Annotated in this window: 17 protein-coding genes; 10 read left to right on the forward strand and 7 right to left on the reverse strand. The window is 72.8% G+C overall.

The genetic code is table 11. From position 1 onward, the window contains the following. Positions 1–217 precede the first annotated feature (217 nt). Genes apaG through speG form a run of 3 tightly spaced genes read left to right on the forward strand, consistent with a single transcriptional unit; the run spans position 218 to position 2,380 of the window. Positions 218–610, forward strand: coding sequence for a Co2+/Mg2+ efflux protein ApaG (gene apaG, locus ACLBX8_RS20790; protein WP_012319280.1), 393 nt, complete (start codon positions 218–220; stop codon positions 608–610). A 34-nt stretch (positions 611–644) separates the two neighbouring features. Continuing rightward, on the forward strand, positions 645–1,814 hold the full coding sequence (gene argE, locus ACLBX8_RS20795; RefSeq protein ID WP_447699655.1) for an acetylornithine deacetylase: 1,170 nt from the start codon (positions 645–647) through the stop codon (positions 1,812–1,814). Next, a complete protein-coding gene (speG, locus tag ACLBX8_RS20800) occupies positions 1,811–2,380 on the forward strand; it encodes a spermidine N1-acetyltransferase (RefSeq protein WP_056533992.1) in 570 nt (189 codons plus the stop codon). The genes argE and speG overlap by 4 nt, the downstream gene beginning before the upstream one ends. Before the next feature lie 91 nt (positions 2,381–2,471). Here speG and ACLBX8_RS20805 read toward each other — a convergent pair whose 3' ends face one another. The 4 genes from ACLBX8_RS20805 to ACLBX8_RS20820 all read right to left on the reverse strand — a co-directional run bounded on the left by ACLBX8_RS20805 (position 2,472) and on the right by ACLBX8_RS20820 (position 7,558). Then, positions 2,472–3,734, reverse strand: coding sequence for a hypothetical protein (locus ACLBX8_RS20805; RefSeq protein WP_447699654.1), 1,263 nt, complete (start codon positions 3,732–3,734; stop codon positions 2,472–2,474). A gap of 169 nt (positions 3,735–3,903) precedes the next feature. Beyond that, complete coding sequence (locus tag ACLBX8_RS20810) at positions 3,904–4,941, reverse strand: Hsp33 family molecular chaperone (protein ID WP_447715690.1); 1,038 nt, start codon at positions 4,939–4,941, stop codon at positions 3,904–3,906. A 277-nt stretch (positions 4,942–5,218) separates the two neighbouring features. Next, positions 5,219–6,199 carry an ornithine carbamoyltransferase gene (argF, locus tag ACLBX8_RS20815; protein ID WP_441010249.1) on the reverse strand — a complete coding sequence of 327 codons (981 nt, stop codon included), beginning with the start codon at positions 6,197–6,199 and terminating at the stop codon, positions 5,219–5,221. 168 nt (positions 6,200–6,367) lie between these two features. Continuing rightward, on the reverse strand, positions 6,368–7,558 hold the full coding sequence (locus tag ACLBX8_RS20820; protein ID WP_026605084.1) for an aspartate aminotransferase family protein: 1,191 nt from the start codon (positions 7,556–7,558) through the stop codon (positions 6,368–6,370). Positions 7,559–7,885: 327 nt separating this feature from the next. On the opposite strand from ACLBX8_RS20820, the gene ACLBX8_RS20825 reads away from it, so the two are divergent. The 6 genes from ACLBX8_RS20825 (at position 7,886) to ACLBX8_RS20850 (ending at position 13,267) form a co-directional block, all read left to right on the forward strand. Further along, entirely contained in the window at positions 7,886–8,359 is a 474-nt protein-coding gene (locus ACLBX8_RS20825) for a RidA family protein (RefSeq protein WP_447715691.1), read from the forward strand. 2 nt (positions 8,360–8,361) lie between these two features. After that, the gene (locus ACLBX8_RS20830) at positions 8,362–9,111 is read left to right on the forward strand and encodes a glycerophosphodiester phosphodiesterase family protein (RefSeq protein WP_447715692.1); all 750 of its coding nucleotides are present in this window, start codon (positions 8,362–8,364) and stop codon (positions 9,109–9,111) included. 42 nt (positions 9,112–9,153) lie between these two features. Then, on the forward strand, positions 9,154–9,588 hold the full coding sequence (locus ACLBX8_RS20835) for a lysozyme inhibitor LprI family protein (protein ID WP_447715693.1): 435 nt from the start codon (positions 9,154–9,156) through the stop codon (positions 9,586–9,588). A gap of 177 nt (positions 9,589–9,765) precedes the next feature. Next, a complete protein-coding gene (locus tag ACLBX8_RS20840; RefSeq protein ID WP_447715694.1) occupies positions 9,766–11,049 on the forward strand; it encodes a GNAT family N-acetyltransferase in 1,284 nt (427 codons plus the stop codon). Continuing rightward, entirely contained in the window at positions 11,046–12,206 is a 1,161-nt protein-coding gene (locus ACLBX8_RS20845; RefSeq protein WP_056534002.1) for a M20 aminoacylase family protein, read from the forward strand. Before ACLBX8_RS20840 ends, ACLBX8_RS20845 begins: the two co-directional genes overlap by 4 nt. A 470-nt stretch (positions 12,207–12,676) precedes the next feature. Beyond that, positions 12,677–13,267 (forward strand): PAS domain-containing protein, encoded by a 591-nt coding sequence (locus ACLBX8_RS20850; RefSeq protein ID WP_020094157.1) that lies wholly within the window; start codon positions 12,677–12,679, stop codon positions 13,265–13,267. Positions 13,268–13,316: 49 nt separating this feature from the next. Here ACLBX8_RS20850 and ACLBX8_RS20855 read toward each other — a convergent pair whose 3' ends face one another. The 3 genes from ACLBX8_RS20855 to modC all read right to left on the reverse strand — a co-directional run bounded on the left by ACLBX8_RS20855 (position 13,317) and on the right by modC (position 16,673). Then, a complete protein-coding gene (locus ACLBX8_RS20855) occupies positions 13,317–14,954 on the reverse strand; it encodes a TadG family pilus assembly protein (protein WP_447699650.1) in 1,638 nt (545 codons plus the stop codon). After that, positions 14,951–15,328, reverse strand: a complete 378-nt coding sequence (locus tag ACLBX8_RS20860) for a TadE/TadG family type IV pilus assembly protein (RefSeq protein ID WP_244539964.1) — start codon at positions 15,326–15,328, stop codon at positions 14,951–14,953. The genes ACLBX8_RS20855 and ACLBX8_RS20860 overlap by 4 nt, the downstream gene beginning before the upstream one ends. 241 nt (positions 15,329–15,569) lie before the next feature. Further along, the gene (gene modC, locus ACLBX8_RS20865) at positions 15,570–16,673 is read right to left on the reverse strand and encodes a molybdenum ABC transporter ATP-binding protein (RefSeq protein WP_447699649.1); all 1,104 of its coding nucleotides are present in this window, start codon (positions 16,671–16,673) and stop codon (positions 15,570–15,572) included. 62 nt (positions 16,674–16,735) lie between these two features. Here modC and ACLBX8_RS20870 point away from each other — a divergent pair, with 62 nt between their 5' ends. Beyond that, entirely contained in the window at positions 16,736–17,392 is a 657-nt protein-coding gene (locus ACLBX8_RS20870) for a glutathione S-transferase (protein WP_020094153.1), read from the forward strand. Positions 17,393–17,408 lie beyond the last annotated feature (16 nt).

The following is a 17,408-nucleotide window of genomic DNA, read 5'->3' on the forward strand; positions in this document are numbered from 1 at the left end:
TCACGCCGAGCAGCGTTGTCCGCCGGGACCCGCTAACGCGGGCTTAACCGCGTCCGGAGGCCTCGTGAGGCCGGCGCCGCGACCGGCAGCCCGCCGCGCCGCGCGAGGTAGTCCGCCGCAATTGACGGCGATTCCGCCGCCCACTACCACCGGCCGGGAAGCGCGTTCCATTCGGCTTCCGCGAGTCGTACCGTCCGAAGAAGGGCCAAATAGGGCGATGTACAAGGCCGAGACGCGGGGAATAAGTGTGACGGTCCAGTCTCGTTTCGTCGAGGAGGAGTCCTCGCCGACCGAGAGCCGGTACTTCTTCGCCTACACGGTCGAGATCGTGAACAACGGCAGCGAGCAGGTCCAGCTGCGCTCGCGCCACTGGCGGATCATCGACGGCCACGGGGCCTGCCAGGAAGTGCGCGGCACCGGTGTGGTCGGCAAGCAGCCGGTGCTGGAGCCGGGCGAGTCCTTCTGCTACACCAGCGGCTGTCCGCTCAACACGCCCGACGGGTTGATGGCCGGCAGCTACACCATGGCGACGGTGGCCGGCGAGAGCTTCGAGGCCGAGATCCCCGCCTTCTCCCTCGACAGCCCGCACGTCCGCCGCAGCCTGCACTGAGGTCCCGGCCCGGGGCCTCGCCCCGGAGGAATCCATGTCCGCGACCGGCGAGCGGCTGAGCCCGCTCGACATGCTCGCCCGCCTCGTGTCCTTCGACACGGAGAGCGACAAGTCCAACCTCGCCCTGATCGACGCCGTCTGCGCCTATCTCGACGGCTGGGACGTCCCGTACCTGCGCCTCCCGAACGCGGCGGGCGACAAGGCCGCCATCCTCGCCACGGTCGGCCCGATGGTCGACGGCGGCACCGTCCTGTCCGGCCACACCGACGTGGTGCCGGTGGCGGGCCAAGCCTGGACCGGCGACCCGTTCACCCTGCGCGTCGCCGACGGCCGGGCCTACGGACGGGGCGCGGTCGACATGAAGGGCTTCGACGCGCTGGCCCTGGCGCTCGTGCCCGACATGCTCGCCGCCGGCCTGAAGCGGCCGATCCACATCCTGCTCTCCTACGACGAGGAGACGACCTGCCTCGGCTCGATGGACGGGATCGCGCGGTTCGGCGACGGCCTGCCCCGGCCGGCCGCGGTGATCGTCGGCGAGCCCACCGGGATGGAGGTGGCGGACGCCCACAAGAGCATCGTCACCTGCCTCACCACGGTCCACGGCCACGAGGCCCATTCCGCCCGCCCCGCTCTCGGCGCGAACGCCGTGTCGGCCGCTTGCGACCTCGTCGCCGGCCTCAACCGGATCGCCGACCTGATGATCGAGCGCGGCGACCCGTCCGGGCGGTTCGACCCGGCCTCGACCACGGTCCATGTCGGGACGATCCAGGGTGGCACCGCCCGCAACATCCTCGCCAAGGAGTGCCGCTTCCTCTGGGAGTATCGCGGCCTGCCGGATCTCGACCCGGCCGAGATCCCGCGGCTCTTCGCGGCCGAGGTCGAGCGGGTCACCCGCGAGCGCCTCAACCGCTACGGCGCGTTCGGGCGGATCGAGACGCTGGAGGAGGTCGACATCCCCGGCCTCGCCCCGGAGCCGGGCTCGGCGGCCGAGCGCCTCTGCCTGCGCCTCGCCGGACGCAACCACACCGTCGCGGTCCCCTACGCCACCGAGGCCGGGCGCTTCCAGGCGGCCGGTCTCCCGACGGTGGTCTGCGGCCCCGGCGACATCGCCCAGGCGCACCAGCCGGACGAGTTCATCACCCTCGACGCCCTGGGCCAGGGTGAGCACTTCCTGCGCGAGCTGATCGAGGCCAGTGCGTCATGAATGCGGTGACCGGTATCACCATCAAGCTGCGTCCGCTGGAGCGGGAGGACCTGCGCTTCGTCCACCAGCTCAACAACAACGACAGCATCATGCGCTACTGGTTCGAGGAGGCCTACGAGTCCTTCGCCGAACTGCAGCAGCTCTACGAGCGCAACATCCACAACCAGACCGAGCGGCGCTTCATCGTGGCCGATCCGAGCGGGGAGCCGGCCGGGCTGATCGAGCTCGTCGAGATCAACCACCTGCACCGGCGCTGCGAGTTCCAGATCGCGATCCACCCGAGCTTCCAGGGCCGCGGCTACGCGTGGCAGGCCACCCGGATCGCCATGGATTACGCGTTCAGCGTGCTCAACATCCACAAGCTCTACCTGCACGTCGACCGGGACAACGCCCGGGCCGTGCGGATCTACGAGCGCTGCGGCTTCCACCCCGAGGGCGTGCTGAAGGACGAGTTCTTCGTGAACGGGCGCTACCGCGACGCCGTGCGGATGTGCCTGTTCCAGCCGGACTACCTGAGAGCCCGCGGCGGAGGCGGCGACATCGCGGAGCCCGTCCTGAAGGTCTGAACCGGATCTCGCCCGCCGCCGGCGGGCGGCGGACGAGCTCGAAACGACGCGGGGGCGGAGCCCGTCGGCCCCGCCCCCGCGCTCACGCCGCTCAGTTGCGGCCGGCACCGCCCGTCTGGCCGCCGGCCCGGCCGGCACCCTGGGCGCCGCCCATGGCGCCGTTGCCGCCCGCGCTGCCGCCACTCATGCCGCCGCGCTCCGCGCCGCCCGTCCGGCCGCCCTCGGCGCCGGCCTTCATGCCGCCCTGCTGGCCGCCGCGGTCCGAGGCGTTGCGGATGCCGTCCTGCTGGCCGCCGCGCATGTCGCTGTTGCGCATGCCGTCGTTCTTGCCTTCCTGCTGACGGGAGGCCTTGTCCATCCCGCGATCCTGGCCGCGGTCGTTCCGGTCCATCCGGCCTTCGTTGCGGCCCTCGTTCCGCGACGCGTTGCGGATGCCGTCGCGCCCGCCGCGGTTGTCGAAGCGCGCGCCGGCGCGCTGCTCGGAGCGGAAGCTCGCGCTGACCGCACCGCCGCCGCTCAGGCGCCGGTACTCGGCGGAGCCGTAGCGCACCCGCTGGCCGCGGATCGTCACGAAGCGGTCCTCCTGGACGGAGACGAGGCGGCGGTACTCGGGGGAGCCGTACACCACGCGCTGGCCGCGGATGACGACGTAGCGCTCGCGCGGGCCGGTCTCGCGGACGCTGACCAGGCGGCGGTACTCGGGCGAGCCGTAGAGCACGCGCTGGCCGCGGATGACGACGTAGCGCGCGCGCGGGCCGCGATTCTCGGTGACGATCAGGCGGCGATACTCCGGCGAGCCGTACACGACCCGGCGGCCGCCGATGAACACGTAGCGGCCCTCGCGGCGGAAGCCGCCCTCGACCCGCTCGGACCGGACATCCGTCCGGCTCACGTCGGTCCGGCCGCGGAAATCGGTCCGGTCGGCGCGGCGGTCACCGCGGCGGTCACCGCGATCGGCACGCGCGCCGTCGCGATCCCCGCGCTCGTCGCGGTCGGCGCGATCACCGCGGCGGTCGCCCCGCTCGGCGCCGGCCCGGTCCTTGTCCTGAGCCATGCGATCCTGGGCCATGCGATCCTGACCCGTGCGGCCCTCGCCGCCGGCCTCGCGGCCCTGCGCGGACCGGCCTGCCTCGGCACCGGAGCGCTCGGACGCCGCCTGGCGGCCGCCCTTCATGTCACCTTGCATGCCACCCTGCATGCCGCCGCGCTCGCCGCCGCCGGCCTTCATGCCGGATTCGGCGCCACCCTGACCGCCGCGACCGCCCATCCCGGCGCCGCGATCGGCGCCACCCTGCTGGGCGTAGGCCGAGGTGCTGATCAGCAGCGCGGCCAATCCGATCGACAATTTCCGCATGGCGTACCCTCCAATGTTGAATCTGCGACGCAACGTCAAAGGTCGCGAAACGGTTCAGCCTGGAGGGCTCAAAAATTTACGCAACGAATACCGATCTTCGTGCGTTTCGCGCGAAAAAGCTTGGCCGTAGACGCGGACATGCTGGTCCGCCGGCCCGCTGTCCTGCGCTCTACTGGCTCGGCTGTCCGGCGATCTCGGCCTCGACCTCCTGAGGGTCGAGGTCGTAGCGCCGGGAGCAGAACTCGCAGGTGATGACGATGCGCCCGTCATCCGCCACCATGTCGTGCCGCTCCTGCGGGGTGAACGAGCGGATCATGCCCATCACGCGCTCCCGCGAGCAGCGGCAGGTCTCCTGGACCGGCTGGCGGTCGAACACCCGCACACCGCGCTCGTGGAACAGCCGGTAGAGCAGCCGCTCGCTCGACACGTTCGGGTCGACCAGCTCGTGATCCTCGATGGTCGCGACCAGCGAGCGGGCCTCGACCCAGGCATCGTCCTCCGGCGCCTCCCCCGAGAGGTGCGCGTGCCCCTCCGGGATATCGCCCGGGGGCAGGTCGGCGAGGCGCGCCCGATCCACCGACTGGGGCAGGAACTGCACGAGCAGGCCGCCGGCCCGCCAGCGCCCGGCCCCCTCCTCCACGGCCTCGGCCACGGCGAGGCGCACCTGCGTGGGGATCTGCTCCGACTGGCGGAAGTACTGGTGCGCGGCCTCCTCCAAACTCTGGCCCTCGAGGGCGACGACGCCCTGGTAGCGGCTCGCGGCGGTGCCCTGGTCGATGGTCATGGCGAGGTGACCGGTGCCGATCAGCTCGGCATCCTTGAGCGGCCCAGTCCCGAGGGCCGCGACCCGCTCCGGCTCGAACCGCGCGGTGGCGCGCAGCCGGTCCGGGGCCTCGAAATCGACCACGATCATCGCGACCGGACCGTCGGTCTTGGTCTGGAGCTGGAACCGGCCCTCGAACTTGAGCGAGGAGCCGAGCAGCACCGTCAGCGCCGCGGCCTCGCCGAGGAGGCGCGCCACCGGGTCCGGGTAGCCGTGGCGGCGCAGGATCGTGTCGACGGCCGGGCCGAGGCGGACGACGCGGCCGCGCACGTCCAGCGCCTCGACGGCGAAGGGCAGCACGGCGTCGTCGGCGCCGGCATGGCCGTTGCCGGCATTCTGGGGCTGGGATGGCGACTGGGGGTGCGACTGCGTTCCTGAGGTCATGCCCTCTCCGATCGATGCGTCCGCCGGCGCGTGCCGGCAAAGCGGGGATCCGTCCTCCCGGGGGCCGGGCGGCGTGAGGCGATGACCTTGGCGGAGCGATCGGATCCCTCACCCCGTCCAGCCCGGAGCGGGAGCGGCGGCGCAGCGCGCTCCGTTCGTCGCCGGGATGCCGCCTTCCGGCGGCCGTGATGGGGAGACGGGCAGCACGGGCCGCCCGCTCACGCCTATATGGTGCGCCGACCCCGCGAGCGCGAGGCCGGACAGTATGAGTGCGGGATCAGAGCCCGCTGGCGCCGAGACACCAGGCCAGGATGCCCTTCTGCGCGTGCAGGCGGTTCTCGGCCTCGTCGAACACCACGGAGCGCGGGCCGTCCATCACCTCGGCCGTCACCTCCTCGCCGCGGTGGGCCGGGAGGCAGTGCATGAAGATCGCGCCCGGATTGGCCGCCGCCATCAGCTTGTCGTTGACCTGATAGGGGCTGAGCAGGTTGTGGCGGTGCGCCTCGTCGTCGTCGCCCATCGACACCCAGCAATCGGTGACGACGGCATCGACGCCGTCCACCGCCGCGAAGGCGTCGGTGGTGACGTGGACGTCGGCGCCCTCCTGCTGCGCCCAGGCGAGGAGCGCCGGCGGCGGTGCGAGCTCCGGCGGGCTCGCGATGTTCAGGGTGAAGTCGAACCGGGCGGCGGCGTGGACCCAGCTCGCCAGCACGTTGTTCGAATCGCCCGACCACGCGACCTTGCGGCCGCGGATCGGCCCGCGATGCTCCTCGAAGGTCAGTACGTCGGCCATGATCTGGCACGGGTGGGAGACCTTGGTCAGAGCGTTGATCACCGGGACGGTGGCGTACTCGGCCAGCTCCAGCATCTGACCGTGGTCGAGGATGCGGATCATGATCGCGTCGACGAAGCGCGAGAGCACCTGCGCGGTGTCGCCGATGGTCTCGCCGCGGCCGAGCTGCATCTCGGAGCCGGTGAGCATCAGGGTCTCGCCGCCGAGCTCGCGCATCGCCACGTCGAAGGAGACGCGGGTGCGGGTCGAGGGCCGGTCGAACACCATGGCCAGGGTCTTGCCGGTGAGCGGGCGCTCGGCCGCCAACTCGCCCTTGCGGCGGCGCGCCTTGATGGCGGCGCTGGCATCGAGGACCCGGCGCAGCTCCGCACCGGAGAAATCCTTGAGGTCGAGGAAATGACGAGGGCCGGCACCGTTCAGGTGCCTGGCCGGGGCCTGTGCCCGGCCGTCAATCTGGGCTTTCATCGCGTCACAATCACTAGAGTCTGCTCACCGATCACCTGATCATGAACCGCACTCTACCTCCTGGCAGGGGCATCTCCGTCAGGCGCGGCGGGATCGACCGCGCCCGGAAATGCTTCGGGCCGCCCTCCGGGGTCCGGGGGGCGGTGTTCTCAATCGCGCGGATCGATCCTACTCGGCCGCGCCGCGCACGGCCTCGAAGCCGGACGCCGCCGCGTCCAGGCGGCGGACCGCCTCGTCGATCTCGGCCTCGCCGATGGTCAGCGGCGGCAGCAGGCGGACGATGTTGTCGCCCGCCGGGATCACCAGCAGGTGCGCGTCCCGCGCGGCGGCGGCGAAGTCGGTGTTCGGCACGCCGAGCTTGAGGCCGAGCATCAGCCCCTCGCCGCGGATCTCCTGGATGACGTGCGGGTGGCGGTCGCGCAGGGCCGCGAGCTTCTGCTTGAGCAGCAGGCCGGAGCGGGCGACGCGCGCGAGGAAGCCCTCCTCGAGCACGACGTCCAGCACGGCGTTGCCCACCGCCATGGCGAGCGGGTTGCCGCCGAAGGTGGTGCCGTGCGTGCCGGCGGTCATGCCGCGCGCGGCCTCGCGGGTCGCGAGGCAGGCGCCCAGCGGGAAGCCGCCGCCGATGCCCTTGGCGACGCTCATGATGTCCGGGGTGATGCCGGACCACTCGTGCGCGAACAGCCGGCCGGTGCGGCCGACGCCGGTCTGGACCTCGTCCATGATCAGCAGGAGGCCGTTGGCGTCGCAGATCTCGCGCAGCCGGCGCAGGTCCGCGTGGGGGATCTCCCGCACGCCGCCCTCGCCCTGGATCGGCTCGATCATCAGCGCCGCCGTCTCCGGCCCGATCACCGCCTCCAGCGCCGCCCAGTCGCCGGCCGGGACCTGGTCGAAGCCCTCGACCTTCGGACCGAAGCCCTCGATGTACTTCTGCTGCCCGCCGGCCGCGAGCGTCGCCAGCGTCCGCCCGTGGAAGGCGCCCGCGAAGGTGACGATCCGGTAGCGCTCCGGCTGCCCGCCGGCCGCGTGGTACTTGCGGGCGATCTTGATCGCCGCCTCGTTCGCCTCGGCGCCCGAGTTGCAGAAGAACACCACGTCCGCGAAGGTCGCGTCGACGAGGCGCTGCCCGAGGCGCTCGCCGCCCGGGATCTGGAACAGGTTCGAAGTGTGCCAGATCTTGCCCGCCTGCTCGGTCAGCGCGCCGACGAGGTGCGGGTGCGCGTGGCCGAGGCCGTTCACCGCGATGCCGGCGCCGAAGTCGAGATATCGCTCCCCACCCTCCGTCACGAGCCAGGCGCCCTCGCCGCGCTCGAAAGCGAGCGGCGCGCGGACGTAGGTCGGCAGAAGGGCTGACGTCACGGGTCCCATCTCCGTTTCACGCAGGATCCCGGAGCGAGCGTTGAGCCGGCTCCAAATGAAAGTGCCGCCTCAGTCCTGGGCGGCACGCGCGCGATTACTATGAAAGAGCCGGCGCCTGTCAACGTTTCAGTGCCCGGCGGGCCCGACGGGCAGCCCTGCGCGCGGCACCGATAGAGCCGATCCTGACGGCGAATCTGCGGCGGGCCCGTCCCGGATCACCGGAGAATCGCGGGGCCGCGATCCCGGCCTTCGCGGCGGCGGCCCTTGCGCCGCGGGGGGCGGCCGTGCTCCTGCTCCCGCGGATTCGCAGGAACCAGGGAGAACCCGATGAGCTCGATCAAGGAACGCCTGGCGGCGCTGGGCCTGACGCTGCCGAAGGCGGCGGCGCCGGTCGCCAACTACGTGCCGTTCGTGCGCGCCGGCAACCTCGTGGTGATCTCCGGCCAGGTCTGCTTCGGCGCGGACGGCGCCATCGCGGCCGAGCACAAGGGCAAGGTCGGCGGCAACGTCTCGGCCGAGGCCGGCAAGGTGGCCGCGCGCCTCTGCGCCCTCAACGTGCTCGCCCAGCTCGAGGCCGCGGTGGGCGACCTCGACCGCGCGGTGGTCCAGTGCGTGCGGCTCGGCGGCTTCATCAACGCGGCGCCGGGCTTCTCGGCCGTGGCCGGGGTGATGAACGGCGCCTCCGACCTGATGGTCGAGCTCCTCGCCGACCGCGGGCGCCACGCGCGCTCCACCGTCGGCGTGGCCGAGCTGCCCCTCGACGCCGCCGTCGAGGTCGAGGCGATGTTCGAGGTCCGCTGACGGTGGCCGCCCCCGACTGGCTCACCGCGCGGCCGATCGCCCATCGCGGCCTGCACGACCGCGCGGCGGGCCGGCCGGAGAACACGCTGGCGGCGGCCCGGGCGGCCGTCGCGGGCGGCTTCGCCATCGAGTGCGACGTCCAGCTCAGCGCCGACGGCGAGGCGATGGTCTTCCACGACGCCGCGCTCGGGCGCCTGACCGGGGCGAGTGCGGCTCTGGCCGACCGGTCGGCCGCCGAACTCGGGACGCTCGCCGTCGCCGGGTCCGCGGAGACGATCCCGACGCTGCCGGCCTTCCTGGCGGCGGTGGCCGGGGCGGTGCCGGTGGTGGTCGAGGTGAAGTCCCGCTACGACGGCGACCTGCGGCTCGCGACCCGCGCCGCCGAAGTGGCCGCCGCCTATGACGGGCCGGTGGCGCTGAAATCCTTCGACCCGCAGGTGGTCGCGACCCTGCGCGACCTCTGCCCCGCCGCGATCCCGCGGGGCATCGTGGCGGAGACGACGCAGGACGACCCGGTCTACGCGGCGCTGACCCCCTCGCTCCGCCGGTCCCTCTCCGACCTGCTGCACCTCGCCGACACGCGGCCCGACTTCCTGTCCTGGCGGGTGGACGACCTGCCCTGCGCGCCGACCTACCTCTGCCGGCTGCTCGGTCAGATCCCCGTCATGACCTGGACGGTCCGGAATGCGGAGCAGCGCGCCCGCGCGGCCGCGCACGCGGACCAGATGGTGTTCGAGGGCTTCGTCCCGTAAATTTTCCTACGCCCTGTCCGATTCTGTCCGACCAAGATCGCCATGACCGCTTCGAGTGACGCGCGCGCCCGCTTCGCGCGGCTCTGCGGGGGCCTCGCCCTCGCCGCGACCCTGCTCTGCCCGGTGCCCGCTCCGGCGGCCGACCCGTGCGCGGGCACGACCCAGGCGGATCTCAACGCCTGCGCGGCTGCCGATTACCGCGCCGCCGACACGGCGCTGAACGCCGTCTACGGGCAGCTGATGAAGAAGATCGGCCCGAAGACGAAGGACGCCCTGCGGGGCGCCCAGAAGGCCTGGCTGTCGTACCGGGACGCGACCTGCTTCCTCGAGACCATGGGCCTCGACGGGGGCTCGGCCTACGCGATGGAGTACAACGGCTGCCTGAAGGGGCTGACCGACGCGCGGATCAAGGTCCTGAAGGGATACCTCGACTGCAAGGCGGACGACGTGTCGTGCGTCGGCCGCCTCGGCGAGTGAGCGCGGGCCGCGACGGCGCCGTCCGGTTCGGAGCGCGCGCGCGTCGCCGCGCGCCGTCCTGGAGGCCGCGCGAAAGCGCGGGGCGGGTGACGTCGGCGGCCGTCTGACAACGCTGCCATGGTCGCCGCGCGCATCCGCCCGCTTGCCCCCGGCCGGTCAGGGGCTAGAGTCCGGCCCATGAAGCAAGCACCCGGGCCGACGCCGGAGACCGCCGCACTGACCGTGCGGGCGCTTCCCGGATTGAAGGAGATCGGCGCGGCGGAATGGGATGCCTGCGCCTTCTCGCCCGAGACCCTGGCGGCGGGCGACGAGACCCACAACCCCTTCCTGTCGCACGCTTTCCTGTCGGCGCTGGAGGATTCGGGCTGCGTCTCGCGCAGGACCGGCTGGCTGCCGCTCCACGTCTCGGTCGAGCGCGACGGCGTCCGCCTCGGCGTCGCGCCCTGCTACCTGAAATCGCACAGCCAGGGCGAGTACGTCTTCGACCACGGCTGGGCCGACGCCTACGAGCGGGCCGGCGGCGCCTACTACCCCAAGCTCCAGGTCAGCGTGCCGTTCACGCCGGTGACCGGGCCGCGCTTCCTGATCGCCCCGGGGGCCGATCCCGACGAGGCCACGGCCGGCCTCGTCGCGGGCCTGCGGGCGCTGCGGGGCGAGACCAAGGCCTCCTCGATCCACGTCACCTTCATGCGCGAGGCGGAGTGGGAGCGGGCCGGCGCGGCCGGCTTCCTGCAGCGCACCGACCAGCAGTTCCACTGGCAGAACGACGGCTACGCGACCTTCGACGACTTCCTGTCCGCCCTCGCCTCGCGCAAGCGCAAGACCATCCGCAAGGAGCGCCGCGACGCCCTGGCGCCGGGCATCACCGTGGAGCACCTGACCGGCGCGGCCATCACCGAGGCCCACTGGGACGCGTTCTACGCCTTCTACATGGACACGGGCTCGCGGAAGTGGGGGCGGCCCTACCTCAACCGCCGGTTCTTCTCGCTCCTGTCCGAGCGCATGGCCGACCGGGTGCTCCTCGTGATGGCGAAGCGCGGGGACGCCTACATCGCGGGGGCGATCAACCTCATCGGCGATACCGCGCTCTACGGGCGCAACTGGGGCTGCATCGAGGACCACCCCTTCCTGCATTTCGAGATCTGCTACTATCAGGCGATCGACTTCGCGATCGCCCGGGGCCTGAAGCGGGTCGAGGCGGGTGCCCAGGGCGAGCACAAGCTCGCCCGCGGCTACCGGCCGGTCCTGATGCACTCGGCCCACGACATCGCCGACCCGGCGCTGCGCCGCGCGGTGGCCGATTACTTGCAGCGGGAGCGCGCCCACGTCGCCGAGGCGGTCGACGTCCTCGACACGCTGACGCCGTTCCGGCGCGCGGACGCGGGCGACGCCTGCGCGGGCGCGACACCGTCCCGAACCGCGTCGTCCACCACCTCACCCCCCGAGAGTTCCGAGCCATGAGCCCGATCGACCGCATCAAGACCTACGCCGACGAGCTGACGGCCCTGCGCCGCGACCTGCACGCCCATCCGGAGCTCGGCTTCGAGGAGGTCCGGACGGCCGGCATCGTGGCCGACCTCCTCGAGACGTTCGGCTGCGAGGTCCATCGCGGCGTCGGCGGCACCGGGGTGGTGGGCCTGCTCAAGGGCCGCACCGACAACGGCAAGCGCATCGGCCTGCGCGCCGACATGGACGCCCTGCCCATCGAGGAGGAGACCAACCTCCCCTATCGCTCGACCTACGCGGGCAAGATGCACGCCTGCGGCCATGACGGGCACACGACCATGCTGGTCGGCGCGGCGCGCTACCTCGCCGAGACCCGCGATTTCGACGGCACCGCGGTGTTCGTGTTCCAGCCGGCCGAGGAGGGCCGCGGCGGCGCCCGGGCCATGCTGAAGGACGGCCTGTTCGAGCGCTTCCCCTGCGACGAGATCTACGGCCTGCACAACCAGCCCGGCGGCGGCCACGGCATGATCAAGCTCCGGCCGGGGCCGATCATGGCGGCGGCGGACTTCTTCGACATCCACATCCGCGGCAAGGGCATCCACGCCGCCCAGCCGCACCGGGGCGTCGACCCGATCATCATCGCCACCGGCCTCGCCCAGGCGCTCCAGTCGATCGTGTCGCGCAACGCCGACCCGCTGAAGTCCATCGTCCTGTCGATCACCCGGATCGAGGCGGGCTCCGCCTACAACGTGATCCCCGAGACGGCCCATCTCGCCGGCACGATCCGCACCTTCGACAAGGAGATCCGGGCGCTCGCCGGAACCCGCATGCGCGAGCTGGCGGCCGGCTTCGGCGCGGCCTACGGCGCCGAGGTCACGGTCGACCTGCAGGACGTGTTCTCCGTCCTGGAGAACGCCCCCGCGCAGGCGGCCGCCGCCACGGAGGTCGCCACCGAGCTCCTGGGCGCCGACAAGGTCGAGTCGAACGTCGTGCCCAAGATGGGCAGCGAGGACTTCGCCGACATGACCATGGCGGTCCCCGGCGCCTATGTCTGGCTCGGCGCCAATCCGGGGCCCGGCCTGCACAATGCCGGCTACAACTTCGACGACTCGATCATCCCGATCGGCAGCGCCTTCCTGGCGCGGATGGTCGAGCGCCGCACCGCGGCCTGACGCCGGGCGCCGTGCCCGCCCTCCGGGACTTTCCGGATGGCGGGCGATGTCGCCGCGCGAGCCCGTCCGGCCGTCGACAGCGCGGCCGGCCGGTGCGAATCCTGACGGAACTCGCCCGCGAGCCAACGCGGGCCGCGAAGGGAGGGCGCCATGTCACCGGAGATGCGGGAATCGCGCGCGGCGCTCATCCTGCTCGCCGCCTCGGTGGGGGCGGTCCTGATTTTCGGCGCCTTCACGCTGCTCACGCAGCTCGGCTGAGGCGCGACCGCGATTGCAACCTGAGCGGGTCGATCCCGGCCCCGATCGGCGCGGCCCGGCGGCCCGACGATCGGGATTCCGCCGTCCGCGCAGGGGAATGCCGTTGATGCTTCACGGGCTATCGAGTTGAGTTAACTGCTCATTAATTCCATCAACGGTTGTATGTCTCCGACGAAGGCGGGCACGGTGCGCGCTGGAACCGGAGTTCGCCCATGATGGCCGACGCAATCCAGGGCCCCCGCCCTCGGCCGGTCGACCTCTCGGCCGCCCTCGACGCCTCCGGGATCATCGGCGCGTGGTCGTGGTCGCCGCGCGCCGAGCGGTGCGTCCTCGATGCCGGCGCCGCCGAGGTGCTGGCCGGGGATGCCGGGCTCGCCGGGCGCCCCCTCCCGCTCTCGGTCGCCAAGGCCTGCGTCCATCCCGAGGATCGGCCGGCCGTGGTGCGGCAGTTCAAGGCTCTGCGCGAGCGCGGCGGCCTGTTCGTGGCCGAGTACCGGACGCTGTCGCCCTCGGGGCAGGTCCGCCGGATCCTCGATCGCGGCCGGATCCCGCCGGGCGCGTCGAGCCGGCGCCTCGGGCACGGTGTCATCATCGACGTGACCGACGAGCCGTCGGCGACGCGCGCGATGCCCGAGCCCGCGGACGCGCTCACCCAGGCGGTCGACCGCGCTCTCGAATGCCGCGACGCCCTGGAGGGGGTGGCGGATTCCGAGCTTCAACTCCTGATCGACATGCTGCTGCTGCACCTCGGACGGCGCATCGCCAAGGCCTCCACGACCGGTGCGCGCCGCGGCGGCCACTGAGCGGGGCTGCCGCGTCCTGTCGGGGCTCTGCCGGGCCGTCCGGCCCGGCTCACTGCACCAGGACGGCCTGGTTGCAGAGGGTGCCGTCGACCTCGAGGTCGGCGTAGCCCAGACGCAGGCCGAGGCTGCGCAGGACGGTGTCGAGCACGAGGTCGACACCCGGCGTCACGGTGCCCAGGGCGGTCGTCAGGGTCGACTGGATCAGCGGCGGCACGCCGACATCGCCGACGCTCAGCACGAGATTGCGCAGCAGGCTGCCGGTGAGCGACTGGGTCAGGTTGCCCGAGGCGACCGTGCGCACCGTGTGGTTGGCGATGTCCGCGTCCGAGAACACGAGGGTCTGCGACCCGGTGCCGAGCGTCGCCAGGGCGCGCCCGGAGACGGTGATCCCGAGCACCGTGACCAGGGGCGCGGGCTGCGACAGGTCGGGGCTCGCGCTGCCCCCGTTGATTGCGGTGCGCGGCACCTGCGCGATCGCCAGCGTCGCCAGTCCCGTCTGCGCGTCGAGGGTGACCTTGCGTCCGCCGGACCCGGCGCAGCTGAGCGACCGCAGGGTCGCCTGCGCCGGTGCCACCTCCGCGTAGACCGGCAGGGTGATGGTTCCGAGCCCGAGCGCCGTGACGGTGGTCTCGATCAGCAGCCGGGTCTGCGCCGTCTGCACGGTGGCGTTCCGGCTGCCCGGCCGGACCCAGCCGGAGCTGCGCTTGCGCTCTCCGATCGCCAGGGTCAGGCGGGTCGAGAGCAGGCCGGGCACCGTGGCTCCGAGATCGATCGCCACCTGATTCTGGCCGTTCGCCAGGGAGGCGGCCGCGCCCAGCAGGTTCAGCACGTTGAGCGAGGGGCCGGCGAAGCCCCGCGGCGGCGCCAGCGCGGCGGCGTCGCCGAGCCCGTCCACCTGGCCGATCGCGACGAGGTTTCCGGCATTCGGCAGGGCGTTGAGGATCCCCGACAGGGCCGACACCGCGCTGCCGTTGTCCGCCGCGGCGACCCGGAGCGCCATCAGCATCTGACCGACGCTGGCATTCGCCTGAACGATGTCGGTGTAGTTCGCGGCCTGCATGTTGAGGCTCGCCCCGAGGGCGTCGAGGACGCGCAGCCCGTCGACGCGGGCGCTGGCCAGGGCATCGTAGTCGCTGACGCTGAGCGACAGCTTGGCGCCGAGCAGCGCGCCGAGCAGGGCGTTGGCGATGCCGCCGTCGAGCTTCAGCGTGCCGGACCCGATCGTGAAGGCGGCGAATTGCGCGCTCGCGGCGGTGCCGGTCACCCGCAGCGGCACCGCGGCGGGCAGGCCGATCGCCCGGCCGAAGGTCACCGGGACCGAGGTCGCGAGGCCGACCCGCACCGCGTTCGCCGGGCTGCCGCCGGCGCTGAACCGGCCGCCCGGGGCGACGCCCTTGGTGCTCGCGTCGTAGCTGCCGGGCGCGACCGTGGCGGTCGCCGCGCCGTAGCCGTTGTCGCCGAGGGAGCGGCGGGCGACCGTGTCGGCCTGGCTCGGATCGACGGCCGCCAGCATGGCGGCGATGTCCACCGCCCCCTGCGCCTTGCGCCGCGCCTGGAAGACCAGGCCGAGATCGATCCCGACCGCGCCCGCCCCCATCAGCATCGCGCTGCCGAGCGCCACCAGGATCGCGACGTTGCCGCCGCGCGCGGCCCCGAAGCGGCGCAGGCGCCCGCCCCGGCCGGTCACAGGCCGCCCTTCCGGACGCTGACGGTGCTGCGCAGCACGGTCGGGAGCATCGGCAGCAGGCGCGCGAAGGCGTTGATGCCGAGCGTGTTGGCGTCGAGGGTGACGGTGACCGTGTACACCGTCGCGTCGCTGGGATCCGGCCCGACCTGCACGACGATGCTGCCCGGCCGGAACATCGCGCCGGCGCTCAGGCTCCGGTTCACCATGGACTGGGCGAGGTTCGCGCGCTCGGCATCCGTGACGCCGGCCACGGAGGCGCGGGCCGCCTCGGCGGCGATCTGGCGGAGGTTGTGGGCGGCGCCGAGGCAGATCCCGAACACCGCGATCCCGGCGAAGAGCAGGAACAGCACGGGCGCCACGAGGGCGAACTCCACCGCGGAACTGCCGCGCCGGCAGGTCCACCCGTTCGGCGCACTCCGCCGGCGCAAGCGCCGCATGCCCATCGCATCGCCCTCCGCGACTCGCGCAGCACGACCACTGCACGATCCATCGTGGCGGCGATGTTCTAACTAATGGTTGTTTTAATGCTCAATTTTACAACCAAAGCGAGTGGTCTGCGCCGCGGGTGCGCCTCCCGGGCTCGACCGGCTCGTCGCACCGAGCCGCGTCGCGGTCTCAGATCGCCCGCGGCGGCCGCAGCAGGCCGATCCCCGCCGGATCGAAGGACGCGCTCTTGACGATGGCGTGGACCTCGCGCCCCGGGGCGAGGCCGAGTTCGCGGACGGCCGCGCCGGTCACGCGCGCCACGAGACGGGCGCCGTTGCAGTCGATCTCCACCGCCGTCTCGGCGCCCGCGGCCGTCAGGCCGCAGATCCGGCCGGCCAGCACGTTGCGGGCGCTGAGGCCGCGGGGAGGCTCGGTGGCGACGAGCACGTCGCGGGCGGGGATGCGCACCCGCAGCCGCGTCCCGGCCGGGCGCGACAGGCCCGGCACCAACAGGCTCCCGGCGGCGCCCGTCAGGCGCGTGAGCCCGGTGGCGGCGTCGAGGGCCTCGACGACCATGTCGAGGAGCGCGCCGGCCTCGGCCTCGTGGATCGGCACGAGATCGGCGCGGCGCAGGATCGTCTCCGCGGGGCCGGCGGCGGCCACCCGCCCGGCCTCCAGCACGATCACCGTGTTGGCGAGCCGGGCCACCTCGGAGACGGCGTGGCTGACGTAGAGGATCGGCACGCCGGCCTCGTCGCGCAGGCGCTCGATGTAGGGAAGGATCTCGGCCTTGCGGGCCTCGTCCAGGGCCGCGAGGGGCTCGTCCATCAGCAGGAGGCGCGGCCTCGCCAGCAACGCTCGGCCGATCGCCACCCGCTGGCGCTCGCCGCCCGAGAGACCGGCGGGCCGCCGGTCGAGGAGATGGTCGATGCCGAGCATGTCGGTCACGGCCGCGAAGGCCGCCGGGTCGGCGCGGCGCCGCGCGAAGACCCGGCCGTAGCCGAGATTGGTCCGGACGCTGAGATGCGGGAACAGCCGCGCGTCCTGGAACACCACGCCGACCTGGCGCCGGTGCGACGGCAGCACCAGGCCGGACGCGGTGTCGACCCACGGGGTGCCGCCGACGACGATCCGGCCCCGGTCCGGCCGCGCGAGGCCGGCGATCAGGTCGATCAGCGTGGTCTTCCCCGAGCCCGAGCGCCCGAACAGGGCGGTCAGCCCCGGCCCGGCCTTGAAGGCGGCCGCGAGCGCGAAGGTGCCGCGCCGGAGCTGAACGTCGACCTGGATGCTCACGCGGACAGACTCGCGTAACAGGAGCCCCGGCGCGTCCCGGCGCCGGCCCGGACTTGCCCGCGATGATCACGGTCCACCACCTCGAGAACAGCCGCTCGCAGCGCGTGCTCTGGCTGCTGGAGGAACTGGAGCTGCCCTACCGCGTGATCCGCCACGCCCGCGACCCGCGGACCCTGCGCGCGCCCGCCGAGCTCCTGGCCGTCCACCCGCTGGGCAAGGCGCCGGTGATCACCGACGGCGGGACGGTGGTCGCCGAGACCGGCGCGATCGTCGCCTACCTGACGGATCTGGCCGGCGCGCGGCTGGTGCCCGTACCCGGGACGGAGGAGCGGCGGCGCTACGTCTACTGGTCGCACTACGCCGAGGGCTCGGCGATGCCGCCGCTGCTGCTGAAGCTGGTCTTCGGGCGGCTGGCGCCGGGCAGTCCCTGGCCGCTGCGGCCCCTCGTCCGGCGGATCGCCGACACGGTGCTGCGGGGCTTCGTCGATCCGGACCTGCGCCGGCACGCGGCCTTCTGGGAGACGGAACTCGCCGGCCGCCCGTATTTCTGCGGCGCCGATTTCACCGCGGCCGACATCCTGATGAGCTTCCCGCTGGAGGCCTTCGCGGCGCGCGGCACGGGCGCGGGCCCGCGCGTCGCGGACTGGCTCGCGCGCATCCACGCCCGTCCGGCCTACCAGAGGGCGCTGCAGCAGGGCGGACCCTACGCGTATGCCTGAGCGGGCGTCCCACCCC

Source organism: Methylobacterium sp. D48H, from assembly GCF_053345715.1.